Source organism: Ruminococcus sp. Marseille-P328 (genome assembly GCF_964249465.1).
Lineage (GTDB): Bacteria > Bacillota > Clostridia > Lachnospirales > Lachnospiraceae > Blautia_A > Blautia_A faecis.
Window position 1 is genome coordinate 25,521 of sequence record NZ_CAXUBQ010000024.1, and the last position, 24,725, is coordinate 50,245.

General features: G+C 44.0%; 26 protein-coding genes and 1 pseudogene. 22 read left to right on the forward strand and 5 right to left on the reverse strand.

Features of this window, described 5'->3' with window-relative positions; genetic code table 11:
• The first annotated feature begins 67 nt into the window (after positions 1 to 67).
• The 11 genes from pelF to ACESTK_RS15905 all read left to right on the forward strand — a co-directional run bounded on the left by pelF (position 68) and on the right by ACESTK_RS15905 (position 10,383).
• The gene (pelF, locus tag ACESTK_RS15855; protein ID WP_195992172.1) at positions 68 to 1,492 is read left to right on the forward strand and encodes a GT4 family glycosyltransferase PelF; all 1,425 of its coding nucleotides are present in this window, start codon (positions 68 to 70) and stop codon (positions 1,490 to 1,492) included.
• Positions 1,473 to 2,942, forward strand: a complete 1,470-nt coding sequence (gene pelG, locus ACESTK_RS15860; RefSeq protein ID WP_373120213.1) for an exopolysaccharide Pel transporter PelG — start codon at positions 1,473 to 1,475, stop codon at positions 2,940 to 2,942. Before pelF ends, pelG begins: the two co-directional genes overlap by 20 nt.
• Entirely contained in the window at positions 2,929 to 4,734 is a 1,806-nt protein-coding gene (locus tag ACESTK_RS15865; protein WP_373120214.1) for a CotH kinase family protein, read from the forward strand. Before pelG ends, ACESTK_RS15865 begins: the two co-directional genes overlap by 14 nt.
• Positions 4,724 to 5,452 (forward strand): VTC domain-containing protein, encoded by a 729-nt coding sequence (locus ACESTK_RS15870; RefSeq protein WP_178090631.1) that lies wholly within the window; start codon positions 4,724 to 4,726, stop codon positions 5,450 to 5,452. The genes ACESTK_RS15865 and ACESTK_RS15870 overlap by 11 nt, the downstream gene beginning before the upstream one ends.
• 106 nt (positions 5,453 to 5,558) lie before the next feature.
• Complete coding sequence (locus ACESTK_RS15875; protein WP_373120215.1) at positions 5,559 to 6,230, forward strand: DUF4956 domain-containing protein; 672 nt, start codon at positions 5,559 to 5,561, stop codon at positions 6,228 to 6,230.
• Positions 6,227 to 7,597, forward strand: a complete 1,371-nt coding sequence (locus tag ACESTK_RS15880; RefSeq protein WP_148462252.1) for a DUF4832 domain-containing protein — start codon at positions 6,227 to 6,229, stop codon at positions 7,595 to 7,597. Before ACESTK_RS15875 ends, ACESTK_RS15880 begins: the two co-directional genes overlap by 4 nt.
• 63 nt (positions 7,598 to 7,660) lie before the next feature.
• Positions 7,661 to 7,897, forward strand: a complete 237-nt coding sequence (locus ACESTK_RS15885; RefSeq protein WP_118581393.1) for a hypothetical protein — start codon at positions 7,661 to 7,663, stop codon at positions 7,895 to 7,897.
• Between the two features lie 169 nt (positions 7,898 to 8,066).
• On the forward strand, positions 8,067 to 8,189 hold the full coding sequence (locus ACESTK_RS15890) for a hypothetical protein (RefSeq protein WP_255610631.1): 123 nt from the start codon (positions 8,067 to 8,069) through the stop codon (positions 8,187 to 8,189).
• Positions 8,186 to 9,754, forward strand: coding sequence for a recombinase family protein (locus ACESTK_RS15895; RefSeq protein WP_373120216.1), 1,569 nt, complete (start codon positions 8,186 to 8,188; stop codon positions 9,752 to 9,754). Before ACESTK_RS15890 ends, ACESTK_RS15895 begins: the two co-directional genes overlap by 4 nt.
• Before the next feature lie 54 nt (positions 9,755 to 9,808).
• Positions 9,809 to 9,889, forward strand: coding sequence for a DUF6783 domain-containing protein (locus ACESTK_RS15900; protein ID WP_373120234.1), 81 nt, complete (start codon positions 9,809 to 9,811; stop codon positions 9,887 to 9,889).
• Entirely contained in the window at positions 9,886 to 10,383 is a 498-nt protein-coding gene (locus ACESTK_RS15905; protein WP_373120217.1) for a GNAT family N-acetyltransferase, read from the forward strand. Before ACESTK_RS15900 ends, ACESTK_RS15905 begins: the two co-directional genes overlap by 4 nt.
• A gap of 107 nt (positions 10,384 to 10,490) precedes the next feature.
• Here ACESTK_RS15905 and ACESTK_RS15910 read toward each other — a convergent pair whose 3' ends face one another.
• Both ACESTK_RS15910 and ACESTK_RS15915 read right to left on the reverse strand, forming a co-directional pair.
• On the reverse strand, positions 10,491 to 11,189 hold the full coding sequence (locus tag ACESTK_RS15910) for an ABC transporter permease (RefSeq protein WP_373120218.1): 699 nt from the start codon (positions 11,187 to 11,189) through the stop codon (positions 10,491 to 10,493).
• A complete protein-coding gene (locus tag ACESTK_RS15915; RefSeq protein WP_270431806.1) occupies positions 11,182 to 11,949 on the reverse strand; it encodes an ABC transporter ATP-binding protein in 768 nt (255 codons plus the stop codon). The genes ACESTK_RS15910 and ACESTK_RS15915 overlap by 8 nt, the downstream gene beginning before the upstream one ends.
• A 145-nt stretch (positions 11,950 to 12,094) precedes the next feature.
• Here ACESTK_RS15915 and ACESTK_RS15920 point away from each other — a divergent pair, with 145 nt between their 5' ends.
• From ACESTK_RS15920 to ACESTK_RS15950, 7 genes are all read left to right on the forward strand, one after another.
• Positions 12,095 to 13,129 (forward strand): YbhN family protein, encoded by a 1,035-nt coding sequence (locus ACESTK_RS15920; protein ID WP_373120219.1) that lies wholly within the window; start codon positions 12,095 to 12,097, stop codon positions 13,127 to 13,129.
• Positions 13,130 to 13,138: 9 nt separating this feature from the next.
• Positions 13,139 to 13,792, forward strand: coding sequence for a CDP-alcohol phosphatidyltransferase family protein (locus ACESTK_RS15925; RefSeq protein ID WP_330602409.1), 654 nt, complete (start codon positions 13,139 to 13,141; stop codon positions 13,790 to 13,792).
• A 177-nt stretch (positions 13,793 to 13,969) separates the two neighbouring features.
• On the forward strand, positions 13,970 to 14,851 hold the full coding sequence (locus ACESTK_RS15930; protein WP_373120221.1) for a phosphatidylserine decarboxylase: 882 nt from the start codon (positions 13,970 to 13,972) through the stop codon (positions 14,849 to 14,851).
• A complete protein-coding gene (locus tag ACESTK_RS15935) occupies positions 14,820 to 15,479 on the forward strand; it encodes an epoxyqueuosine reductase QueH (RefSeq protein ID WP_173716235.1) in 660 nt (219 codons plus the stop codon). Before ACESTK_RS15930 ends, ACESTK_RS15935 begins: the two co-directional genes overlap by 32 nt.
• Before the next feature lie 290 nt (positions 15,480 to 15,769).
• On the forward strand, positions 15,770 to 17,149 hold the full coding sequence (gene argH, locus ACESTK_RS15940) for an argininosuccinate lyase (RefSeq protein ID WP_118581414.1): 1,380 nt from the start codon (positions 15,770 to 15,772) through the stop codon (positions 17,147 to 17,149).
• Positions 17,150 to 17,372: 223 nt separating this feature from the next.
• Entirely contained in the window at positions 17,373 to 18,458 is a 1,086-nt protein-coding gene (gene asd, locus ACESTK_RS15945) for an aspartate-semialdehyde dehydrogenase (protein ID WP_118581417.1), read from the forward strand.
• 16 nt (positions 18,459 to 18,474) lie between these two features.
• Entirely contained in the window at positions 18,475 to 18,681 is a 207-nt protein-coding gene (locus tag ACESTK_RS15950) for a DUF6783 domain-containing protein (RefSeq protein ID WP_373120222.1), read from the forward strand.
• Positions 18,682 to 18,709: 28 nt separating this feature from the next.
• Here ACESTK_RS15950 and ACESTK_RS15955 read toward each other — a convergent pair whose 3' ends face one another.
• On the reverse strand, positions 18,710 to 18,919 hold the full coding sequence (locus tag ACESTK_RS15955; protein WP_373120223.1) for a DUF6783 domain-containing protein: 210 nt from the start codon (positions 18,917 to 18,919) through the stop codon (positions 18,710 to 18,712).
• Between ACESTK_RS15955 and selD the strand changes: the two genes are divergently transcribed.
• The 3 genes from selD to ACESTK_RS15970 all read left to right on the forward strand — a co-directional run bounded on the left by selD (position 18,918) and on the right by ACESTK_RS15970 (position 23,005).
• Positions 18,918 to 20,066 (forward strand): selenide, water dikinase SelD, encoded by a 1,149-nt coding sequence (gene selD / locus ACESTK_RS15960; protein WP_243243638.1) that lies wholly within the window; start codon positions 18,918 to 18,920, stop codon positions 20,064 to 20,066. The two genes, ACESTK_RS15955 and selD, sit on opposite strands and share 2 nt — an antisense overlap.
• Before the next feature lie 88 nt (positions 20,067 to 20,154).
• Positions 20,155 to 20,910, forward strand: a complete 756-nt coding sequence (locus ACESTK_RS15965; protein ID WP_118581426.1) for a formate/nitrite transporter family protein — start codon at positions 20,155 to 20,157, stop codon at positions 20,908 to 20,910.
• A 1-nt stretch (position 20,911) separates the two neighbouring features.
• Complete coding sequence (locus ACESTK_RS15970; protein WP_187565585.1) at positions 20,912 to 23,005, forward strand: DNA topoisomerase; 2,094 nt, start codon at positions 20,912 to 20,914, stop codon at positions 23,003 to 23,005.
• Positions 23,006 to 23,470: 465 nt separating this feature from the next.
• On the opposite strand, the pseudogene ACESTK_RS15975 reads toward ACESTK_RS15970, so the two are convergent.
• Positions 23,471 to 23,797 (reverse strand): annotated as a pseudogene (locus tag ACESTK_RS15975) (DUF6783 domain-containing protein); the annotation flags it as partial.
• Here ACESTK_RS15975 and ACESTK_RS15980 point away from each other — a divergent pair.
• A complete protein-coding gene (locus tag ACESTK_RS15980) occupies positions 23,714 to 23,896 on the forward strand; it encodes a DUF6783 domain-containing protein (protein ID WP_373120224.1) in 183 nt (60 codons plus the stop codon). The pseudogene ACESTK_RS15975 and the gene ACESTK_RS15980 sit on opposite strands and share 84 nt — an antisense overlap.
• Before the next feature lie 59 nt (positions 23,897 to 23,955).
• Here ACESTK_RS15980 and ACESTK_RS15985 read toward each other — a convergent pair whose 3' ends face one another.
• Positions 23,956 to 24,699: a TraX family protein gene (locus tag ACESTK_RS15985; protein WP_187565583.1), complete on the reverse strand. Its 744-nt coding sequence runs from the start codon at positions 24,697 to 24,699 to the stop codon at positions 23,956 to 23,958.
• Positions 24,700 to 24,725 lie beyond the last annotated feature (26 nt).

A 24,725-nucleotide genomic window follows, 5' to 3' on the forward strand; every position in this document is an offset into this window, starting at 1 on the left:
TCAAAAGGTCTTTTGCTATTGGTAACATAAATATATGTATTGAAAATGCAGATAAAAGGAGAAAACAGTGAGAATCTGTCTGGTTTTGGAAGGGTGTTATCCTTATGTGTTCGGCGGTGTTTCCACATGGATGCACCAGTATATCAATCAGATGCAGGAGCATGAATTTGTGCTCTGGGTTATTGGGGCAAATGCAGAAAAAAGAGGAAAATTTGTCTATGAACTTCCAGAGAATGTTGTGGAGGTTCATGAGGTTTTTCTGGATGATGCTCTCCAGGTGAAAGAAAAGGGGAAAATGTCCCATATTTTTTCCGAAAAAGAACTAGAAAGTCTGAGCGAGCTGATGCAGATGAGGAGACCGGACTGGGAGACGTTGTTTTCCTTGTATCATGATAAACATTTAAACCCTATGGCTTTTTTGAAAAGTGAGACTTTCCTGGAGCTTCTTATAAAAATCTGTAAGGAACAGTATCCGTATATTGCTTTTGCAGATGCCTTTCACACCATGCGTTCCATGCTCCTTCCTGTTCTGTATCTTATGGGAAGTGAAGTGCCAGAGGCGGATGTGTATCATGCCATATGTACCGGGTACGGCGGACTTCTGGCCTGTCTGGGCGGCTATGTGTACAAAAAGGATGTTCTTCTTACAGAACATGGAATTTATACAAGGGAAAGAGAGGAGGAGATTATCCGTGCCAAGTGGGTGGTTCCATCCTTTAAGAAACAGTGGATCGCTTTCTTTTATATGCTGTCAGATATGATCTATCAGAGGGCATTTCGTGTGACCTGTCTTTTTACAAATGCAATGCGCACTCAGATTCAGATGGGCTGTGCACCTGGGAAGTGCCGGGTTATTGAAAATGGGATCGACTATGACAGGTTGTCCGGAATCCCTTTGAAAGAAGAGGATGGCTGGGTAGATATTGGAGCAGTAGTAAGGCTTGCTCCTATCAAAGATATCAAGACCATGATCTACGCTTTTTTTGAACTGTCTGCACATGTAAAAAATGTACGCCTTCACATTATGGGAGGAGTCGATGATGAAGAATATGCACAGGAGTGTTACGAGCTGGTGAAACAGCTGAAGCTGGAAAACATTATATTTACAGGGCGTGTGGACATTGTAAAATATATGGAGAAACTGGATTTTACCATCCTTACCAGCATTTCAGAAGGACAACCCCTGTCTGTGCTGGAATCCTTTGCTGCAAGACGTCCCTGTGTTACCACAGATGTAGGCTGCTGTCGGGAACTTCTGGAGGGAAAGGAAGAGGATGTGTATGGAAAGGCAGGTTATTATGTGGCACCTATGTACCGTGACGGACTGGCTCTTGCCATGGAGAAAATGTGTGAATCCAGAAGCAGGCGGCTTCGTATGGGGAAAAACGGACAGGCGCGGGTAAAGGCTTATTACAGACAGGAACGCATGATCCGTCTGTACCGGGAGCTTTATGAGGAGGTGATACAAAAGAATGGCTGGAATCGGATTTGAACTAAAAAAACTGTTTAACAGACAGGGACTTTTTGCTTCCTTCAGAGCTTACGGATATGCGGGAGTCGTATGTACCGGTCCGATGCTTCTTGGAATTGTATTGCTTCTTGGCGTTATGTATCTTTGTGATAAAACAGGAGGCAGCAGACACAGCCGGGAACTTCTGGTGTGTATGATCACGTATACCCTTTTGTTTTCCCTGACAGTTACCAGTTTTTTGTCTATGGTAGTTACCAGGTTTATTGCGGATATGCTGTACGAAGAAAAATACGATATGGTATTGCCTTCTTTCTGGGGCTCTACAGGGATCATGCTGGTGGCCGGCGGGATCCTGTATGGAATTTTCCTTATCTTTTCCGGAGCAGGACTTCTGGACGGATTGCTGTGTCTGTGGCTTTTTGGAGAGCTGACCGTTACCTGGAATGCAATGAGTTATCTCACTGCAATAAAAGATTACAGAGGAATCATGCTGTCATTTACAGCTGCTATTGTGATCACATTTATATCCGGCTGGGTATTGCTGATGCTGGGAATTCCCCATGTGGAAGCTCTTCTGATTGCAGTGGCTGTGGGATACGGAGTGATGCTTTTGTGGGATGTGATCCTTTTGTATCAGTATTTTCCACAAGGGGAAAAGGGTGCCTTCCTTTTCCTAAGATGGGTGGATCAGTTTCTGCCTCTAGCATTTACCGGTTTTTTTATCAATATTGGACTGTTTGCCCATTTGGTGATCATGTGGGTCGGACCGCTTCAGGTACAGGTGCAGGGACTGTTTGTTGGTGCACCCTACCATGATGTGCCAGCTCTTGTGGCATTTCTTACGATTTTGGTAACAACAGTAAACTTTGTGGTTTCTGTGGAGGTGAATTTTTATCCGAAATATAAAAACTACTACAGTTTATTTAATGATAAAGGTGCTGTAGGAGATATTACCCAGGCAGGTGAGGAAATGTTAAAGGTATTGAATGTGGAATTGAAATACACGGCCTTGAAGCAGCTCCTTGCTACAGCACTTGCTATTTCTCTTGGCGGACTGCTCCTGGAGTATGTGCCGCTTGGATTTAACGATCTTATGGAAGGGTATTTCAGAACCCTCTGTGTGGGATATGGCATTTATGCGGTGGCAAATACCATGCTTCTGTTGCTTTTATATTTTACAGATTACAAAGGAGCGCTGGCGGCCTCTGGATGTTTTGCAGGAGGAACTGTGCTGTTTACAGTAATATCCCTGTTTTTTCCAAGAGTATATTATGGTTTCGGGTTTCTCACAGGCAGCGCAGTGTTTTTTCTGATTGCAGCCTTTCGTCTGGACTATTACACAAAGAGGCTGCCCTATTATATTTTGAGTGTACAGCCTGTGGTGGCCAGGGAAAGAAGAGGAAAGTTTTCCAGACTTGGTTTTTTCCTCAGCAAAAAACTGGAAAGGAGTCAGAATAGTGAAAAAATATAGAAAACTTGCATGTATTCTTGCCGGAAGTATGACCATGTCTTTATTCGCAGGCTGTATAGGGAATGGAGATGTAGTGCCGGAAGAAAAAAATGAGAGCACAGATACAGAAGAACCGACAGCATCCGAAACGTCACAGGAGATAAAAAAAGCAGAATCCCGGGATATTGACCAGGTTCATTTAAGAGATAAGGACAGTCTTTATGAAAACGATGACGATACCAGCGTGGTTACCATGTACCTCACTGTTTCAAAGGGGAATTCTTCAGAAAATACAGATCATACATGGGAAGAAATCAATAGTTATTCTGTCTATGATTATGAAGAGATGGGAGTAGACAGATATCAGGCGGCTGCACTTTTACAGATAGGGAATGAGAATGGTCCGACAGAGGGAATGGTAGGATATGGGGAGAATATTCCCAATGCCACGGTACAGATCCGTGGGCAGACTTCAAGCCGGAATGCCCAGAAAAACTATAAGATTGAGCTGAAGAAAAATAAAGGAACCTGGCGCGGGCAGAGAACCATTAATTTGAACAAGCATATGACAGAAGGAATGCGGTTTCGAAACAAGCTTGCCTATGACCTGCTGAAGGGCATTCCCCAGCTGATCAGTCTGAGAACACAGTTCGTCCATCTGTATGTAAAAGATACTACAGATGGTTCTGCTGACGCGAAATTTGAGGACTATGGCTTGTATACCCAGGTAGAGCAGCTGAATAAGACTGGATTGAAGAATCATGGACTGGATTCCAATGGACAGCTTTATAAAATTAATTCTTTTGAATTTTACAGATATGAAGATGTGATAAAACTCCAGGATGATCCATCCTACGACAGTGCTGCTTTTGAAAAATTGCTGGAGATAAAGGGAAGTACCGAGCATAGGAAACTGATTCAGATGCTTGAAGCAGTAAATGACTACAGTATTCCAATTGATACGGTTCTGGAAGAATACTTTGATGAGGAAAATATTACATATTGGATGGGATTTCAGATTTTGATGGGAAATGTGGATACCCAGAGCCGAAACGTGTATTTATATAGTCCATTAAATTCAGATACCTGGTATTTTATTCCCTGGGATAATGATGGCAGTCTGATGAGACCTGAATATAAGATAACCGGTTTTAGTGATCAGAAAAGCTGGGAATCCGGCGTTAGTAACTATTGGGGAAATGTACTGTTCCAGAGATGTCTGAAATCAGAGCGTTTCCGGGAAAAGCTGGATGAGGCCATTCTGGATCTGAAAGAATATCTCAGTGAAGAGAGACTGGGCACTATGATTGAAAAATACAAGACTGTGGTGAAGCCGTATATTTATGAGATGCCGGATGTGTTTTATGCACCTCTTACCAGTGAACAATATGATGAGCTTGCTGCATCACTTCCGGAAGAAATAGAAAAAAATTATCAGCTCTATGTAGAAAGTCTTAGTAAGCCTATGCCGTTTTTTATTGGTGTTCCTGTTGCAGAGGGAAATAAAATGAAAATAAACTGGGATAATTCCTATTCCTTTGACGCGGAGGATATTACTTATTCTGTAGAGATAGCAAAGGATTATCTTTTTCAGGATGTGATCTATACACAGGATGGTCTTCTGATCCCGGAAACGGAGCTGGAGCTTCCGGAAGCAGGACAGTATTTTATCCGTGTGCGTGCAACCAATGAAAAGGGAAAAACACAGGATGCTTTTGACTATTATGTTACAGATGAAGGAAAGCAGTATGGCATGAGGTGCATCTATGTAACGGAAGATGGTCAGATCGAGGAAGATATTTATGAGGAATAAAAGCAGGGAAGCATTTCGAAATGAATGGAAGTATCTGATCAGTACCAGTGAAAAAGAAATGCTTATGCTCAGGCTGAAGCCATTTCTACAGCCGGATCCCCATGCCGGGGAAGGGGGATATTATATCCGCAGTCTGTATTTTGAGGATTACTGGAACAGTGCATACGCGGAAAAGGAAGCCGGGGTACTGATGCGAAAAAAATACAGGATCCGGATTTATAACAATAATGACAAATTTATCAAACTGGAGCGGAAAAAGAAGTTTGGAAGTTATATTTACAAAGAGAGTGCACCGCTTACAAGAGAAGAGGTGGAGAAAATCCTGAAGGGGGACTATGCGTTCCTTTTGTACAGTCCCCACTCTCTATGCCGGGAATTTTACATAGAATGTACCTGCAATATGATGCGGCCAAGGACCATTGTGGATTACGAACGGATTCCCTGGATCCTGGATGCCGGAACGGTAAGGATCACCTTTGATTCAGATGTGAGAGCGGCTATTGGCAGTTATGATATTTTTGATACTGGATTGCCTGCTTTGTCTGTGCTGGAACCTGGAAAACTGATTCTGGAAGTGAAGTTTACAGAAATGCTTCCCCAGCTTTTACGCGATGTTCTGCCACCGCCAGCAGCGGAATTTACAGCAGTTTCCAAATATGTACTCTGTTATGAGAAAACCAGGTATATGAATGGATTCGAGTACTGGTATGAGACATAAAAAGAAAACGTATAACTGTGAACTATGTTCACAAAAAATATCTTGCAAAATACTGCCTTCTGAATAATTACAAAAAAGCACAAAGAGATAAGTGGAGGAATTTTTTATGAGTGTAAAGGACATGATCAAAAAATCAGTTCTGGAATCCGGAGCGTTTACCAATTATGATGTTCCGGGGATTCTCACAGCTCTTGCGGCGGCTCTGCTGTTAGGGGCGCTGATCTATCTGGTATACCGGAAGTTTTACGCAGGAGTTGTTTTTTCAAGAACATTTGCTGTTACTCTGGTTGGAATGACAGTGCTTACCTGTATGGTAACCTTGGCTATCAGTACCAATGTGGTAATTTCACTTGGTATGGTAGGAGCGTTGTCCATTGTCCGTTTTCGTACAGCAATTAAGGATCCTATGGATCTTTTGTATTTGTTTTGGGCAATCACCACAGGAATTACGGCTGGAGCGGGAATGTATGTCCTGGCGCTTTTGGCGGCTGCGATTATGATCCTGATGATTGTATTGTTTTATCACAAACAGCAGAGAGGAAAAATCTATATTGCAGTGATCCGCTATACAGGAGACCAGGCAGGGGATGAGGTAATCCGCTGCTTTGGAAAAAGAAAGTATTTTGTCAAATCCAAGACCATGCGCAAAGAAAAAACAGAGATGGCAGTGGAATTGTACTGCCGACAAAATGACATGGATTTTATGGAAAAAATCCGCAGCATTGAAGATGTAGAAGATGTCACTCTGATTCAGTATAATGGGGAATATCACGGATGAAAAAGATTCTGGCAGCAATGTTGCTGATTCTGATAGTCATTCTGGCAGCTGGCGCAGGTTATCAATGGTGGTCTTCCGGAAATGGAAACAAAAAGCAGTTTCAGAAATCCCAGGAGATTTTTGGAAATCCGCTTATGGGATATGCACCAAGTGCCTGGTATGAGAATGTGTCAGAGGATATTTCGCTTTTGTATATGGACATTACCTGGGCAGAATTAGAGCCGGAAGAAGGGGTGTATGCCTGGGATTCCATAGAAGAGGAAAACCAGATAAACAGGTGGAAAAAAGAAGGAAAGCATCTGATCCTTCGTTTTGTCTGTGACATTCCAGGTGATGAGAAACATATGGATATCCCCCGGTGGCTGTATGAGAAGACGGGGGAAGACGGAACCTGGTATGACGGTGAATATGGAAAAGGATATTCACCGGATTACAACAATAAGGTTTTTATAGAAGAGCATGAGAAGGCAATCAAAGCCCTTGGAGAGCATTTTGGAAAAGACGGGCTGATCAGTTATATTGAGCTGGGAAGTCTTGGACATTGGGGAGAGTGGCATGTAAATTACAGCGATGGGATTACGAGAATCCCTGAGGAAGCTGTAAGAAACCAGTATATTATGCCCTGGCTGGAAGCTTTTCCCGGCGTAAACATGCTTATGAGAAGACCTTTTCATATTGCAGAAGCTTATGGAATGGGGCTTTATAATGATATGACCGGGCATAAAGAGTCCACAGAAGAATGGCTGACCTGGATTCAGGAAGGTGGAGATTATGGACAGGCAGAGGAGAAAGATGCGCTTGGCAGTATGCCAGACTTCTGGAAGACAGCTCCATCGGGCGGTGAATTTACCAGCTCTGTTTCCATGGAACAGATGCTGGTGACAGATCTGGAACAGACTGTAGAATTGGTCCGGAAGTCTCACACTACATTTTTAGGTCCGAAATATGCAGACAGTCAGTATAAAGATGGCTATGACAAAGTGCTTTTGAATATGGGGTACCGCCTGTGGATCTCAGAAGCTGCCTGGAAAAGGGAGGGGCAGGAAGATTGCCTGTGCCTGACCTGGAATAATGACGGCGTTGCTCCGCTTTACAAAAAATGGCCGGTATATCTGTATCTGGAGGATCCCTCTGGAAATACAGTGGAGAAGACTGAAATCAATATGCTTCTTTCTTCTGTTTTACCAGATACACAGCTTATTACTCGGACTGTATTTGAAACCCGGGATATTCCGGCACTTTTGAAGGAGGGATATGCTCTGTCTGTGGGAATTGAAGATCCCATGACAGAAAAGCCTGGCGTAAGGCTGGCAATGGAATGTGCTTATCAGAATGGCAGAAATATACTATGGCAGAAGGAAAAATAGAGTGGCTTTCGGTCCCTTTGCTTTCGGAAGAACCGGTAATAAAAAGTTGGAAGAGGTAGAGAAATGTCAGAAAAAATAGTGAAATACGAGTATGAATATGGCCTGTGTAAACGGATGCACTACCGTGGATTATGGTGCGTGCGTTATGAAGGTGTGCCAGGGCATTTTGAGAAAGCGGGTATGGCCTGTTCCTGTGCAGTGGATGGCTGTGATAAGGATTGTGCAGTTATGGAAAGTGCGGATGCCGTTATTGATCCGGAGTGGGAGTGGCATATGCTGGACAATCCGCCTGGAAGATAGAAAAAAATTACGGCAGAGACAGGAAGAACTGCATATTATACCATAAGGCATGAAAACCGGAGTTGATAGTATGAGTCTGGCGGAATCCTTAAATTGGGAGCAAGAAGAGCAGTGCACATCCGTTTTTCCACGGTCTGTTACCAACCGGAAAAATCAGGAAAATTTAAAATTGTCAGAGAAAAAGGAATTATTAAAGAAAATCGCAGATATTCTTGCAGAGGAAAAATGGATTACCTCAGCTGAATTGTTGGTTTTGAAGGAAAAAATAGAAAAATACGGTGGCACTTTATGACCAGGGCGGTGATCTACTGCCGGTGCAGTACAGAAGAGGAGTGCCAGAAGGATGCGCTTATCAGACAGGCGGCGGAGGCAAGAGAATGCGTCCGCCGCCTGAACTGGTCCTTAGAGGATGAATATATAGAAAGCAGGTCCGGCACCAGCACCCGGGGACGGGAACAGTACCAGCGGCTTTTTTCTGACCTTCTTAGAGATAAATTTGAGATTGTGGTGATAAAATCCCAGGACAGACTGATGCGAAACACAAAGGATTGGTATGTTTTTGTGGATCGGCTTGTGACTTGTGGCAAACGACTGTATCTCTATCTGGAAAACCGTTTTTACAGTGCCGATGACAGTCTGATCACTGGAATCAAGGCAATTCTGGCAGAGGAATACAGCCGGGAATTAAGCCGTAAGATCAATAACGCCCACCGGAACCGGCAAAAGATTGGAAGTGCCCTGATGCTTACTTCCAATACCTATGGATATCGGAAGCTGCCAGATAAAAGCCTGGCGATCATAGAGGAAGAAGCGCAGGTGAAAAGAAAAATGTATGAGCTTTGTGCAGGAGGTCTTGGCAGCAGATGTATCGCCCGGATCCTGCGGGAGGATGGTGTGCAGAAACGAAATGGAAGCTTTTTTACCGATTCTGATATTCGCCGCATGATCCGAAATCCTGTCAATAAAGGCACTGTGGTCATGAACCGGAAGCATTATGATTTTGATACCAGGCAGGTGATAAAAAATCCACAGGAACAGTTTTATATTTATGAAAACCGGATTCCGGCAATTGTGTCAGAAGAACTGTGGAAGGCTGCCAATGAAGAAATCGACAAAAGAAAGAAACCTGTCGGAAATCAGGAGAGAACGGCCAGGTGCTTTGGAGTAAATCCGGGAAAGCATGTGTTTAGCGGAAAATTGGTCTGTGGTTTGTGCGGGGCTCCTTTTTACCGGACAACAAGAAAGAGAAAAAACTATAAAATCCATGAATGGAAATGCAAAATTTATCTGGAACAGGGGAGAAAAAAGGAGGAAAAGCCAGGCGGCTGTGCCAATATCCATCTGGAAGAGGAAAAGTTGTTTCTTCTTCTGGAAAGGTCCGGAGGAAAAGAAATCCTGCCAGATCAGGAAAGGGAGATTACGGATCTTTTCATGCAGCTTTTGAAGGAAAGTCTGGAAGAAAACCAAAAGAAGAATTTGGAAAAGCACGAACAGCTGGAAAAAAAGATTAAATACCAGCAACAGCTTTTGCTGGACAAATATCTGGAAGGCCTGGTGGAAGAATCTCTTTACCAGCTCAAGGAGAGGGAACTGCAAAATAAATTAAAGAACAACACCGGCAGCAGAACGTGCAGGCAGAAGAACAGGGATTTTCTGGCAGAGGAACAGGAAGAAGTGGAAAAAAGGCTTCGGGAGACAGAGCAGTTTTTAAAAGAACATCATGTGGTTCTAAAGGCCTGCGTATTATGTGAGTTAAAAATGGTGGAGAAAATCCTGATTTATCCGGATCATCTGAAAGTGGTAAAGAAACAGGGAAAATGCATTATTGCGGCAGAGACCTTTGATATGCTATACTGAAAAAATCGTAACTGCCCGTCATGTCTGCAGTTACAGACATTACTTAGAGCCTGTTTGAAAAATCATTCCCGCAATCTGCACGTCTTGCTGTGCGGTATATTTTGTCCGAACAGGCAGAAAGGAACAGGATTATGAACATCAGAAAATCTACACTTCAGGATCTGCCACAGATACTGAACTTATATAAAATTGCCAGGGAATTTATGAAAAACAACGGCAATCCAAACCAGTGGGAGGATCGCTACCCGGAAGTTTCCACGGTAGAAAATGATATAAAAACAGGAATTTCCCATGTATGCGTGGAAAATGGGGAAATTGTGGGAACATTTGTATTTTTTACAGGAGAAGATCCTACTTACCGTGTGATCGAAAATGGTGAATGGCACAGTGACAGGGAGCCCTACGGTGTGATTCACAGAGTTGCTTCCAATGGAGTGGCAAAGGGTGTGACCAGGGCTGCTTTTTCTTATGGGTTGGAGAGAAGTGGATATGTGCGCATTGATACCCATGAGGACAACAAGCCCATGCAGGGCGCTTTGAAGAAATTTGGTTTCAGGGAATGCGGTGTGATCCATCTGGAAAGAGGAGCGGAGAGGATTGCCTTTGACTGTCGGAAAGAGTGGCTTTGAAAAATAAAATTAAATTTTTTTTTTGAAGAAATACGGGACTGCACTTCGTTATAGAAAATTGGAAAGAGAAGAGGACAGCATTTTGTGGAAACTGTCAGAATGCGTACTCACTGGAATGTCTGACTGCCATATATGATCAGGTAGCCAAGCCCCTGTCTTGCACCGATGAATTCGCCTATGATCACCCCTACCAGGCAAAGACCGATATTTACTTTCATATTTGCAAGAATAAGGGGCACGGAGGAGGGCAAAACAATTTTTAAAAGTTCGTCTTTTTTACCGCCTCCAAGTGTGCGGATCAGCTTCAGCTTTTCCTGGCTGATCTCCCCGAAGCCTGTATACAGGTTCAGAATCGATCCAAAAATTGCCACAGACATACCTGCAACAATGATGGTCCGCTGACGGGCACCCAGCCATACAATGAGAAGGGGGGCCAGGGCAGACTTAGGAAGGCTGTTCAGCACTACCAGATAAGGCTCCAGTACTTTTGCAAGTCTGGGGCATCCCCACAGCAGAATGGAAATGCCAAGACCCAGGACTACTACGAAGAGGAAACTAAGAAGAGTTTCTTTCAGGGTGGCGCCAATGTGGATGAACAGCGAGTGGTTTTGGGCCATCTCCACAAAGGTTTTGAAGATCATGGAGGGGCTGCTGAAGATGAAAGAGTCGATCCAGCCAGCCCTTGCCAGGATTTCCCATTGTGCCAGAAAAATAAGAAAGACCAGAAGCCTTGCGCTTACAACAAGGCGACGGTCCCTTTTCTGACGGGCAAGATATGCTTTTTGAGCGGGGGAAGGTTCATGCATTCTGATTCAACTCCTTCCAGATCAGATTAAAGTAGGATTTGAAAGCCGGGGCATTTCTCGAAGAAAGGGGCGTACGGTCTTTCATATCCAGATCAATGGGAACGATCTTTATTACAGTGGCAGGACGCTTTGAAAGAATCAGTACCCGGTCTGCCATGCTGATGGCTTCGGAAATATCATGAGTGACAAGAATAGCCGGTTTTCGTTGTTTTTTCAGGATTTTTCCAATGTCATCACTTACGTTCAGCCGTGTTTGGTAATCAAGTGCGGAGAATGGTTCGTCGAGAAGCAGAAGATCCGGTTTTAATACAAGCGTGCGGATCAGTGCCGCCCGCTGCCGCATGCCGCCGGAGAGCTGGCTTGGACGACTGTCACGGAATTTGTCCAGCTCATAAATCTTTAACAGTTCATCTACATAGGAAAGATTGTCTTTTGTGAGTTCGCCTTGTATTTCCAGTCCAAGGAGAACATTGCGGTAGATGCTGCGCCATTCCAGAAGGTGGTCTTTTTGAAGCATATAGCCAATACGGGCGCTGTCCTTGTTCAGTGGCTTTCCATTTATAAGAATGGTTCCACTTTCCGCATGTAAAAGCCCGCAGATCAGATTCAGCAAAGTGGACTTTCCACAACCAGAAGGACCCACGACAGCCAGGAACTCTTCTGGCATAAGATGAAAAGATATATGAGAAAGGGCAGCCGTTTCCCCGGATAAGCTATGGTAAGAAAGGCACACATCCTTTACTTCCAGAAGCGGATTCATAATCAAACCTCCATTTTCGTATAATTTATGATATGCTTTTGGGGTGGGGTGTGTTATAATGAAGTGATTTATCTATGTGCAGAGTGTAGCGAAGCGGAGTTCGCGGTTCCTGTACCGACAATTTTTTTAGAAAGAAAATAATATTATGAGTAAAAAGCAAACGGTTTTCAACCTGTTATTTCTGGTGATCGTTTTCGGTCTTACCATGTACTTGGTTTTTCGCGGCAAGGACATCGGGGATATTATCCGTACTGCCAGGGAAGCTGATGGAAGATATCTGCTTCTGAGTCTTGTGTGCGTGGTATTTTTTATTCTTGGCGAATCGGTTATCATTTTTTATATGATGAAAACACTTGGAGCCAGTGTGAAAATGACTCATTGTGCACTGTATTCCTTTGTTGGATTTTTTTTCAGCTGTATTACTCCGTCTGCATCAGGCGGACAGCCCATGCAGATCTTTTACATGAAAAAAGATAAACTGCCTATTCCGGTAACCACTCTGATACTGATGATCGTTACCATCACCTACAAGGCAGTTCTGGTAGTGATCGGTGTTCTGATCTGTTTTCTGGGCGGTGATTTCCTGAGAGGCTATCTTGGGGACTATATGTGGGTGTTTTATCTTGGCGTGGGTCTGAATGTGTTCTGCGTTACCTTTATGATGATACTGGTATTTGCTCCCGGCCTTGCGAAATGGATCATGGTAAAAGGTCTGAAGATCATTGAGCATATCCGGATTCTGAAGCCTAAAAAGGCAAGGCTTGAGAAGCTGGAGGCTTCCATGGACCAGTATCACGCAACGGCAGCCTTCTGGGCCAGCCATAAGCGGATCATACTGAATGTATTTATCATTACATTTGTGCAGAGGTGTATTCTTTTCACGGTCACTTACTGGGTGTACCGCGCCCTGGGACTCCATGAGTATGGAATCCTGACCGTTACTATTTTACAGGCGGTGATTTCCGTATCTGTGGATATGCTTCCTCTTCCGGGAGGCATGGGAATCAGCGAGACATTATATATGGTGATGTTTGTACCCGTATTTGGACCGCTTTTGCTGCCATCTATGCTGCTCAGCCGTGGGATTTCCTATTACGGACAGATGCTGATCAGTGCACTTATGACCTGTGTGGCACATCTTACCATTGGAAGGAAAAACGAAGAGATACAAAGGATGTAATTAACTGCAATGAAGGAAGAACGTTTGAAAAAGGAGAAACAGGATATGCTTGGATTTTATGATTATACGGTGGTGCTTACATACATCAGTCTCGCTGTTTCCGTATTTGGAATGACAAGAGCACTGGAGGGAGACTTCAAAGTTGCAATTTTGTGTCTGGCACTGTCCGGACTTTGTGATATGTTTGACGGGAAAATCGCCCGTACAAAGAAGAACCGTACAGAGGATGAGAAGAAATTTGGAATTCAGATCGATTCCCTGTGTGATGTGGTATGTTTTGGTGTGTTTCCGGCAATGATCTGTTATTGTCTGGGAATGAACCATATTCCGGGTGTGATCATTCTCTGCCTGTATTGTGTAGCTTCTGTAATCCGTCTGGGTTACTTTAACGTAATGGAAGAGAAGAGACAGAACGAGACCTCCGAGCTTCGTCACTATTACCAGGGTCTGCCAATCACTTCGATGGCGATCATCCTTCCGTTCCTTTATCTGCTGAGAAGAGGATGCGGGAAGAATTTCCTTCTGGTGATCCATGTGGCAGTGTTAGTAGTCGGAGTGCTGTTTATCAGTGATTTTAAGGTGAAAAAACCTCAGAATCCAATGGTGATCCTTCTGGTTGCCCTTGTGGCACTGGCGCTTTCCATGATGTTTCATCTGTTATAAAACGGATATTCACCATATATGAAAGTCAGTTGTCTGGCGCCTTTTGCGCTCCTGCAGCTGCCGGCTGCATTCGTAATCCGGGCTGTCGCCAGACGATATCCATGAATTCGCTCATGCAGGCATGGCTCATTTGTGGATGCCATCGGGAACTTTTATAGCAAATGCAGGGGAGGTATTATGAAATATATAGACAGAAAAGGCAACATCACAATAGAGGAGAACGGACAGGATAAATTTTTGCGCCATCTGTATAATGACTGGGGCGGACGTCTTTGCCTGAAGATCATAATACAGCCTTTTGTTACCAGACTGGGCGGCTGGTTTTTGAATACCAGGCTTTCTGCGAGGATGATTCCTGGATTTGTGGAGCGCAATCACATTGATCTTTCCAGCTGCACCAGACAGGAGTTTGCTTCCTATAACGACTTTTTTACCCGCAGGCTTAAAGAGGGGCAGCGGCCTGTAGCAGCGGATGACAGCGTACTGGTCAGTCCTTGTGACGGAAAGGTTACCGTGAGCCGTATTGGCAGTGATTCCAGATTTTATATAAAAGATACTCTGTATACTCTGGAACGCCTGCTGAAGAATAAAAAGCTGGCAAAGCGGTATCTTGGCGGTTATGCAGTGATCCTCAGGCTGACAGTCGATGATTATCACCATTACTGCTATGTGGCAGATGGAGAGAAATCTCCGGATGTAAAGATCCCCGGTGTTTTTCATACGGTAAATCCTGCTGCTAATGACGTATGCCAGATTTATCATGAGAATACCAGAGAGTATTGCCTGTTAAAAACAGAGCAGTTTGGAACCATTGCTATGATGGAAGTCGGAGCTATGATGGTGGGGAAAATTACCAATCTGAAACCTGGTGCCTGTGAAGTGAAAAAGGGTGAAGAAAAAGGTTATTTTGAATTCGGAGGTTCTACCATTGTCCTGCTTCTTCAGCATGGAAAGGTAAGGCTGGATTCTGATTTGATAGAGAATTCTGAAAATGGATATGAAACGATTGTAAGAATGGGTGAGAGAATTGGCAAATGTAAATTACCAAAAAGAGCTTGAAAAATTAATCGAACAGCATGAGAAAGAAGGAAAGGTTCCCAGACTTTTTCTTCATGCATGCTGTGCGCCCTGCAGCAGTTATGTCCTGGAATATCTTTCCAGGTTTTTTTCTGTTACAGTATTTTTTTATAATCCCAATATTTCTCCCAAGGAGGAATATGAGAAGCGGGTGGCAGAAATCCGCAGGCTGATCAGCGAGATGGAGTTTCTTCATCCAGTCGATCTGGTGGAAGGCGCGTATAGACCAGAGGATTTTTATGCCATGGCAAAAGGGCTGGAGGATGTACCGGAGGGAGGAGAACGGTGTTTCAAATGTTATCGGCTTCGAATGGAGGCAGCAGCAAAGCTGGCTCAGGAGGGCGGATATGATTATTTTACCACCACACTTTCCATCAGTCCTTTAAAAAATGCAGGAAAGATCAATGAGATAGGCCAGGAACTTGCACAAATCTATAAAGTGGAGCATCTTCCGTCTGATTTCAAGAAAAAGAACGGATATAAGCGGTCTATAGAACTTTCCCATGAATATGGGCTGTATCGGCAGAATTATTGCGGGTGTGTGTTTTCTAAGCGGGAGAGCATGGAGCGGGAAAAGCAGAAACAACAGAGCTGCATGGACTGTCAGTGAAACCATCTGATATTTTGCAAACAATAGTGCAGAGTCATGCACTTGCATGAATTTTGTGCATTGCAAAACGGTTTGATGCAGTAATGTATAGCGAAAATCATAATGAAAGACTCTTTGCAATTAGCAGAAAGTGTGATAAACTAGCACTTGATTGTAGTAAAGTTAGAAAGAATTTGTAAGGTTCCTATAATACTTCAAAGTGTATTTCTGTAAAATTCTTAAGCATCTTGCTTTTGGAATAAAAATATTGAAAAATTCGTGGAACTTTGCAGGAAATGAGGGAAAATATTATGGCACAGCTTTGGGGCGGACGCTTCACTAAGGAAACCGATAAACTGGTTTATAATTTTAATGCATCCATTTCATTTGACCAGAAATTTTATGAACAGGACATCCGTGGCAGCAAGGCACATGTAAAGATGCTTGCAAAACAGGGGATTCTGACAGAGAAAGAGAGAGATCAGATATTAGAAGGACTGGAGGGAATCCTGGCAGATGTGAAAGCAGGCAGACTTGCAATCACATCAGAATATGAGGATATCCACAGTTTTGTAGAGGCAAACCTGATCGACCGTATTGGTGATCCGGGTAAGAAGCTTCACACGGGAAGAAGCCGTAATGACCAGGTTGCACTGGACATGAAACTTTATGTGCGTGATGAGATCGATGAGATTGACCAGGAAGTAAAATCACTGCTTGAGGCTCTTCAGAAGATCATGGAAGAGAATGTGCATACGTATATGCCCGGCTTTACCCATCTCCAGAAAGCCCAGCCAGTTACGCTGGCGCATCATGTGGGAGCATATTTTGAAATGTTCCGCCGTGACAGAGGACGTCTGTTTGATATCCGCAAGAGAATGAACACCTGTCCTCTTGGCGCGGGAGCTCTTGCAGGAACTACCTATCCGCTGGACAGAGAATACACCGCACAGCTTCTGGACTTTGATGAGCCAACCAGAAACAGCATGGACTCTGTATCTGACAGAGATTATGTGATTGAACTGTTGTCCGCACTTTCTACGGTTATGATGCATCTCAGCCGTTTTTCCGAGGAGATTATTCTCTGGAATTCCAATGAGTACCGTTTTGTGGAAATCGATGATGCATACAGTACCGGAAGCAGTATTATGCCTCAGAAGAAGAACCCGGATATTGCTGAGCTGGTAAGAGGAAAAACAGGACGTGTTTATGGAGCACTGACATCAATTCTTACTACCATGAAGGGAATTCCGCTGGCATACAATAAGGATATGCAGGAGGATAAGGAACTTACATTTGATGCTATTGATACTGTGAAAGGTTGTCTGGCTCTTTTTACCGGCATGATATCCACCATGCAGTTTAACAAGGCGAACATGGAAGCAAGCGCAAAGAATGGCTTTACCAATGCTACTGATGCGGCAGATTACCTGGTAAATCATGGCGTGCCTTTCCGTGATGCGCATGGAATCGTTGGGCAGTTGGTTTTAAAATGTATTGAAAAGGGAATTTCCCTGGATGAACTGTCCCTTGAAGAGTATAAAGAAATCAGTCCTGTGTTTGAACAGGATATTTATGAGGCTATCAGCATGAAGACCTGTGTGGAGAAACGTATGACTCTTGGAGCTCCCGGTCCGGATGTGATGGAGCAGGTAATTGCAGGAAATAAAAAGTATCTGGAAGCGAACTGAAAAGAGGACACATCCTGCAGAAAGCCTTTTTCAAACATGCTCTGGGCAGTTCGGTGGAAAGTAACGAAAGAATCTTGTTTTACAGGATTTTTTTGGTAAATCAGATAAATTTATTGCTTTAATATGATAAAATTTAAGAAAGTACTTGCATTTTCTCAGAACATGGTATAGTATGTCATAGAAATACACATGTACGCAGAGGAAAGAATGAGGAGAGAATATTATGAGTGAAAAGCTTAGAGTTGGTATTTTAGGTGCTACCGGAATGGTGGGTCAGAGATTTATTTCCCTGTTAGAGAATCATCCATGGTTTGAAGTTGTAACTGTTGCAGCAAGCCCGAGAAGTGCTGGAAAGACTTACGAGGACGCTGTAGGAGGCAGATGGAAAATGGATACTCCAATGCCGGAAGCAGTGAAAAAGCTTGTTGTTATGAATGTAAATGAGGTAGAGAAGGTTGCGTCAACTGTTGACTTTGTATTCTCTGCTGTAGATATGTCCAAGGACGAGATTAAAGCCATCGAGGAAGCATATGCCAAGACTGAGACACCAGTTGTTTCCAACAACAGCGCTCACAGATGGACACCTGATGTGCCGATGGTAATTCCGGAAATCAATCCAGAGCATTTCGAAGTTATCAAACATCAGAAAGAGCGTCTGGGAACAAAGAGAGGTTTCATCGCTGTTAAGCCAAACTGTTCTATTCAGAGCTATGCACCTGCACTTACTGCATGGAAAGAATTTGAGCCATATGAAGTAGTTGCTACTACATATCAGGCAATTTCCGGAGCTGGAAAAACATTTAAGGACTGGCCGGAAATGGAGCATAACATCATTCCATATATTGGTGGCGAGGAAGAAAAGAGCGAGAAAGAGCCACTTCGTATCTGGGGTAAAGTTGAGGACGGCGTGATTGTTCCGGCGAAAGAGCCTGTTATCACATGTCAGTGCGTTCGTGTGCCGATCCTGAATGGACACACTGCAGCTGCATTTGTAAAATTCAGAAAGAAACCTACGAAAGAGCAGCTTGTAAAAGCACTTGTAGAGTTCAAGGGAGTTCCTCAGGAACTGAATCTTCCAAGCGCACCGAAGCAGTTCATTCAGTATCTTGAGGAGGATAATCGTCCACAGGTTACAGAGGATGTGAACTTCGAGAACGGAATGGGTGTATCAATCGGAAGACTTCGCGAGGATACTGTTTACGATTGGAAGTTCATTGGACTTTCCCACAACACTGTAAGAGGTGCTGCAGGCGGTGCTGTTCTTTGCGCAGAGACATTGAAGGCGCAGGGATATATCCAGGCGAAATAAATTGAAGAGTGAATAAATGCAGGGAGAATGCTGCCGGATATGGCGGCATTCTCCCTTTTTGGGGATAGTCGGCAATCAGCACGCTCCACTTTGTGGTAGATTTCACTCGAATTCGTCTGCCGTAGCCCGTTACGGCAGACGAATTCGAGTGAAATCTACCGCAAATTATGACGTACATCTTGCACCTTTTTCAAGAATAGTAGCAGATAAACAACTAAAATAAAAAACTGACCGTTTACGATAGGGGAGATTCATGTTAAAATAGATAGCACGTTAGAGCCTGTTTGAAAAATCATTCCCACAATATGCACGCCCCACTTTGCGGGAGATTTCACCCGAATTCGATTGCCGTAGCCCGCTACGGCGCCCTCATCCGGGCAAAATCTCCCACAAATTGTGACGCACATCTTGCAGAAAGCCTTTTTCAAACACGCTCTAGAACTGACAGGAGGTGAGTCCATGAGCGACAGAGAGCGAATCCGCCTTACCCAGTATTCTCATACATCTGGCTGAGCGGCGAAAGTAGGTCCGGGGACCCTTGCCCAGGTTCTGGGTAAGCTGCCGAAGTTTTATGATTCGAATTTACTGGTCGGAACGGAATCTTCCGACGATGCTGCTGTATATCGTATATCTGATGATCTGGCCATGATCCAGACCGTGGATTTTTTTACACCGATCGTGGACGATCCTTATACTTTCGGACAGATCGCAGCGGCAAATGCGTTAAGTGATGTGTATGCTATGGGTGGAGAGCCTAAGCTGGCATTGAATATTGCAGCCTTTCCTAATTGTCTTGATCCGGAGATTCTGGGCGAGATTCTGCGGGGAGGTGCAGACAAGGTAATGGAGGCTGGTGCTTCTCTTGCGGGAGGACACACGATTCAGGACGATGAGCCGAAATATGGCTTGTGCGTTACCGGATTTGTAAATCCTGCCTCAATGTGGAAAAATATTGGAGCAGAGACTGGAGATGTTCTGATCCTTACCAAGCCTCTTGGAACCGGAATTCTTTCTACTGCAGTGAAAGGAGAGATGGCATCTGAGGAAGAGACTGCCTATGCAGCTTCTGTGATGGCGACTTTGAACAGGTATGCCAGAGATAAAGTGGCAGATCTGCAGATTCATGCCTGCACGGATGTAACAGGTTTTGGTCTTGCCGGACATGCCCTGGAAATGGCGAAGGGAAGTGGGAAGACCCTTTGTATTTCTCTTGGTTCCCTGCCGATTATGAAAGGAGCACTTGACTATGCTTCTATGGGATTTATTCCTGCAGGTGCATACCGCAATCGGGAATTTGCAGGGGGAGAGTGCGAGTTTTCATGGAAGAATCACAGTGGGGAAAGCAGTGAGAATTTCTGGCTGGAAAAGACCAGGTGTGAAGCTGTGGAAAATGAAACAGGCAGAAGTGAAACCATCATAAATGAAGCAGAGCTTGCTGCCCGTGAGGATATAGTATTTGACCCGCAGACTTCCGGAGGGCTTCTCCTGAGTATAGATTCTCAGGATGCGGGCAAGGCAATTAGTCGACTGTCTTCTCTGTCGCTTCCCTGTGCTGTGATTGGACGGGTAATTAATTTACAAAAGAAACATCTTGTTTTTGTGAAATAGTTCCTAATTGATAAAAAATTATCAACTTCTATTGTGAAAAATACATCAAAGTGTTATAATTGTAAAAAACAATACGGAGGTGTTTTTTATGAACTATGAAGATGTGCAAAAACTTTCAAACGCAGCCAAAAACAAAATCGGGCTGCTGAACGGCAATTTCCTGAAGTACTTTCTTCGGGCTGTAATGGCTGGTTTCTTTATTGATGTGGCAGTTATTTACAGCAATGTTATAGGAAGTGTATTTTCAGGATCAGATCCTGCCTGGGGCAAGTTTCTTGGAGCTGTAGTGTTCTCCATTGCTGTTCTTCTGATCAGCCTGGTTGGCGGCGAGCTGTTTACCGGTAATAACATGGTAATGGCATTCGGCGCCTTTGACAAAAGTGTATCCTGGGGGGATGCAGGCAAGGTATGGCTGGTAAGCTACCTTGGCAATTTCGTTGGATGTGCAATTATGGCACTTCTTTTTGTAGGAGCAGGTGCATCCGGCTCAGCAGATTATTTCGCAGGCTTTATTAACAACAAGCTGACGATCCCTATGGGACAGATGTTCATGCGTGCAATTTTGTGTAACTTCTTCGTATGTCTTGGTGTACTCTGCGGAATTAAGCTGAAAAGTGAAACCGGTAAATTCCTTATGATCGTAATGTGTATCTCTGCATTCGTTTTCAGCGGATTTGAGCACTGCATTGCAAACATGGGAATTTTTGTAGTAAGCCTTGGTCTGGTAGATGGCCTTTCCGTTGGTCTCATGCTGAAGAGTATGCTGATCGTAACCATTGGAAATATGGTGGGAGGTGCTCTTTTACTGGCATGGCCATTAAGAAAGATGAGCGCAGATAAATAATATGTCAAAAGCTTTATACATAGCAGAGAAGCCCAGCGTGGCTCAGGAATTTGCGAAAGCTTTAAAATCTGGCGGACAAAGACGGGATGGCTATATCGAGTCTGATACCTGCGTGGTGACCTGGTGTGTGGGACATCTGGTCACCATGAGCTATCCTGAGAAATATGATATGAAATACAAAAGGTGGAGTTTAGATACCCTGCCTTTTTTGCCGCATGATTTTAAATACGAAGTGATACCTGGCGTGGAAAAACAGTTCCAGATCGTGAAAGGGCTTTTAAACAGACCTGATATTGATACCATTTATGTGTGTACCGACTCTGGGCGTGAAGGTGAATATATTTACCGCCTGGTAGCACAGATGGCGGGAGTGAAGGACAGGACGCAGAAGCGTGTGTGGATCGACTCCCAGACTGAAGAAGAGATTCTTCGGGGAATCCGTGAGGCAAAGGACATCTCAGAATATGATAACCTTGCCGCAGCCGCCTATCTTCGGGCAAAAGAAGATTATCTGATGGGAATTAATTTCTCACGTGTACTGACTTTGCGTTATGGAAACAGCGTAACCAATTATCTTGGAGGCAAATACCAGGCAATTTCCGTTGGACGGGTTATGACCTGTGTCCTTGGGATGGTAGTTCGCCGCGAGCGGGAAATCCGCGCATTTGTGAAAACACCTTTTTACAGAGTTGTGAGCAGCATTGCTCTTGAAGGAGAAAGCTTTGAAGGAGAGTGGAGAGCTGTAGAAGGCAGCCGCTATTTCCAGTCCCCTGTTTTATATAAAGAAAATGGTTTTAAGAAAAAAGAAGATGCCCAGAAGCTGATCTGTGAATTAAGTACACAGCAGCCTCTTATATGTACGGTGGAGAAGATTGAGCGAAAGAAGGAAAATAAGAATCCGCCTCTTCTGTTTAATCTGGCAGAGCTTCAGAATGTCTGTTCCAAACTGTTCAAGATCAGTCCGGATGAGACTCTTTCCATTGTGCAGGATCTTTATGAAAAGAAACTGGTCACATATCCCAGAACAGATGCCAGAGTTTTATCGACAGCTGTGGCAAAGGAGATTTATAAGAATATTTCCGGGCTTCGGAATTATCCTCAGGCCGGGGAAGCTGCGCAAGGTGCGTTAGAGCTTGGCGCATACAAAAATATCGCGAAGACACGTTACACCAATGACAAACAGATTACAGACCATTATGCTATTATTCCTACTGGCCAGGGACTTGGCGCACTAAAGGGACTTTCTCTGACAGCACAGCGGGTGTATGAGACGATTGTGAGACGATTTTTAAGCATTTTTTATCCACCGGCTGTTTATCAGAAGGTAAGCCTTGTGACGAAAATGGAGAATGAATCTTTCTTTTCTTCTTTTAAAGTTTTGCTTAGTGAAGGGTATCTGAAGATTGCTGCAAATTCTTTTGCAAAAAAGAGTATGGCAGAAGCTTCCGGAAAAACTCCCGAAAGTGAAGGAGAAGGTGAGGTTTCCTGCGACGAAGCTTTGTTAGCTGCATTGCAGAAACTGAAAAAGGGTGATATACTAAACATAAATGGTCTTGGTATCAAGGAAGGAGAGACATCTCCACCGAAGCGATACAATTCCGGTTCTATGATCCTGGCAATGGAGAATGCAGGTCAGCTGATCGAGGATGAGGATCTTCGTTCACAGATCAAGGGAAGCGGAATTGGTACCAGCGCCACCAGAGCAGAGATTTTGAAGAAGCTGTTTAATATCAGATATCTGTCTCTGAATAAGAAAACCCAGGTGATCACGCCTACCCTTCAGGGAGAAATGATTTATGATGTGGTAAACTGTTCTATCCGTCAGCTTCTGAACCCGGAACTGACTGCCAGCTGGGAGAAGGGACTTACCTATGTAGCAGAGGGATCTATTACAGAGCAGGAATATATGGATAAGCTGGAGCACTTTGTAAGGATTCGTACCAAACAGGTGGAGGACAGTCATTTTCAGTATGCGCTGAGGCAGTTTTTTGATGCAGCTGCGCAGTATTATAAGAAGCCGGAGCGGGAAACTGCTGTGAAAAAAGGCAGAACACGCTCTGATACAGATTTGGGAATAAAGGAAATCATTCATTAAATTAGATTTATATGAGGAGGATGTATTATGTTAAAAGATTTTACCATCGCAAACATGCTGGATATGACCCAGACCATCGCAGGAGAGCTTTTCCAGGGGAAAACCTATCCGTGGGAAGTTCTTCCGGAGATTGGTGATTTCATTGTGAAATTGGGAAAAACATTGGATCCAGAGGAATATGACTATCTGGAGGGGGATATCTGGATTGCGAAATCTGCCAAGGTTGCACCTACCGCCTGCATTAACGGACCGGTCATCATTGGCAAGAATACAGAAGTGCGTCACTGTGCATTTATCCGCGGCAAAGCTCTTGTAGGAGAGGGCTGTGTAGTGGGAAACTCCACAGAGCTTAAGAATGTAGTCCTTTTTAACAATGTGCAGGTTCCCCATTACAATTATGTAGGAGACGCTGTACTGGGTTACAAATCCCATATGGGTGCAGGTTCCATCTGCTCCAATGTAAAGTCAGACAAGAAACTGGTTGTTGTAAAAGACGGCGAGGAGAAGATTGAGACAGGACTTAAGAAGTTTGGTGCCATGCTGGCAGATCATGTAGAAGTTGGCTGTGGTTCGGTTCTGAATCCGGGAACTGTGATTGGAAGAAACACTAACATTTATCCGCTTTCTCCAGTACGTGGATGCGTTCCGGCAAACAGCATTTATAAGAATAAAGACGAGATTGTAACAAAGAATTAAACTAGAGCGTGTTTGAAAAAGGCTTTTTGCAAGATGCGCGTCACAATTTGTGGGAGATTTCGCCCGGATGAGGGCGCCGTAGCGGGCTACGGCAACCGAATTCGGGTGAAATCTCCCGCAAAGTGGGGCGTGCAGATTGCGGGAATGATTTTTCAAACAGGCTCTAGTATAATAAAATGGCTTGGCAGAAAATGAATTCTGTCAAGCCGTTTTTTCTGGACATGTCCATAAATAATTTTTATATCATAGCTGTTCTAAATTCCAAACCACATCTTGCGGATTACGGTCAGTATAGCAATATGTACCGGATAAAAAGCATAGAAGAGATATTTTACCCATTTCCCCTGAATAAATCCTCGTTTTTCATTGTACATATTCAAAGGGATAAAAGCAAAGCAAGCCTTCCATTCATAGATCAGCCAGCAGCTTCCAATAACTGCCTGTGCAGGTTTGTGCTGATGCAGCCAGTACATGATCAGGAGAAATACAAAGCCTTTATATCCGTAATCTGCTTTGAGAAAATAGGAGACTGCAAGAAGCAACAACATGCAGAAAAGCTGCATGGAAGCATTTTTTTCAAAGCGTTCGACCAGGCAGAATGCAAGATATCCCAGAAATAAGGTGAAAAAAACGTTCTGCTTATCTGGATACAGCAGAGTGCCATTTTGTGCAAAATTCCATGGGATTTCTGAAATACAGGCGAAAATCAGAAGATTTCTTCCATATTTAAAACGGTTATGGGTGTGAAGAAATCCTTCCACAAGCAGGAAACAGAAAATAGGGAAAGCTGCACGCCCCACGTCACGCATTACCCGGTATAGGGAATAAGTGGTGCTGCCTATTTGAAACCAGGGTGCAATGGCTGGCGGGTAGTGACGCAGAAGGAAAGAAGCGGTATGGTCGATCAGCATAATCGCCATAGCCAGCATCTTCAGGGTACTTCCGCTTAGGATTCTCAGTTTTTCGGGCATAAAAGAAGTTGAGGTTTGCGATGACATATCTATGTAAGTCCTCCTGTTTTGAA

Coding starts and splice junctions, on each gene's coding strand:
- pelG (WP_373120213.1), top strand. CDS start 1,473: ATGGCTGGAATCGGATTTGAACTAAAAAAACTGTTTAACAGACAGGGA.
- ACESTK_RS15870 (WP_178090631.1), top strand. CDS start 4,724: ATGAGGAATAAAAGCAGGGAAGCATTTCGAAATGAATGGAAGTATCTG.
- ACESTK_RS15875 (WP_373120215.1), top strand. CDS start 5,559: ATGAGTGTAAAGGACATGATCAAAAAATCAGTTCTGGAATCCGGAGCG.
- ACESTK_RS15880 (WP_148462252.1), top strand. CDS start 6,227: ATGAAAAAGATTCTGGCAGCAATGTTGCTGATTCTGATAGTCATTCTG.
- ACESTK_RS15885 (WP_118581393.1), top strand. CDS start 7,661: ATGTCAGAAAAAATAGTGAAATACGAGTATGAATATGGCCTGTGTAAA.
- ACESTK_RS15895 (WP_373120216.1), top strand. CDS start 8,186: ATGACCAGGGCGGTGATCTACTGCCGGTGCAGTACAGAAGAGGAGTGC.
- ACESTK_RS15905 (WP_373120217.1), top strand. CDS start 9,886: ATGAACATCAGAAAATCTACACTTCAGGATCTGCCACAGATACTGAAC.
- ACESTK_RS15910 (WP_373120218.1), bottom strand. CDS start 11,189: ATGCATGAACCTTCCCCCGCTCAAAAAGCATATCTTGCCCGTCAGAAA.
- ACESTK_RS15915 (WP_270431806.1), bottom strand. CDS start 11,949: ATGAATCCGCTTCTGGAAGTAAAGGATGTGTGCCTTTCTTACCATAGC.
- ACESTK_RS15920 (WP_373120219.1), top strand. CDS start 12,095: ATGAGTAAAAAGCAAACGGTTTTCAACCTGTTATTTCTGGTGATCGTT.
- ACESTK_RS15925 (WP_330602409.1), top strand. CDS start 13,139: ATGAAGGAAGAACGTTTGAAAAAGGAGAAACAGGATATGCTTGGATTT.
- ACESTK_RS15930 (WP_373120221.1), top strand. CDS start 13,970: ATGAAATATATAGACAGAAAAGGCAACATCACAATAGAGGAGAACGGA.
- argH (WP_118581414.1), top strand. CDS start 15,770: ATGGCACAGCTTTGGGGCGGACGCTTCACTAAGGAAACCGATAAACTG.
- asd (WP_118581417.1), top strand. CDS start 17,373: ATGAGTGAAAAGCTTAGAGTTGGTATTTTAGGTGCTACCGGAATGGTG.
- ACESTK_RS15950 (WP_373120222.1), top strand. CDS start 18,475: ATGCAGGGAGAATGCTGCCGGATATGGCGGCATTCTCCCTTTTTGGGG.
- ACESTK_RS15955 (WP_373120223.1), bottom strand. CDS start 18,919: ATGGACTCACCTCCTGTCAGTTCTAGAGCGTGTTTGAAAAAGGCTTTC.
- ACESTK_RS15965 (WP_118581426.1), top strand. CDS start 20,155: ATGAACTATGAAGATGTGCAAAAACTTTCAAACGCAGCCAAAAACAAA.
- ACESTK_RS15970 (WP_187565585.1), top strand. CDS start 20,912: ATGTCAAAAGCTTTATACATAGCAGAGAAGCCCAGCGTGGCTCAGGAA.
- ACESTK_RS15985 (WP_187565583.1), bottom strand. CDS start 24,699: ATGTCATCGCAAACCTCAACTTCTTTTATGCCCGAAAAACTGAGAATC.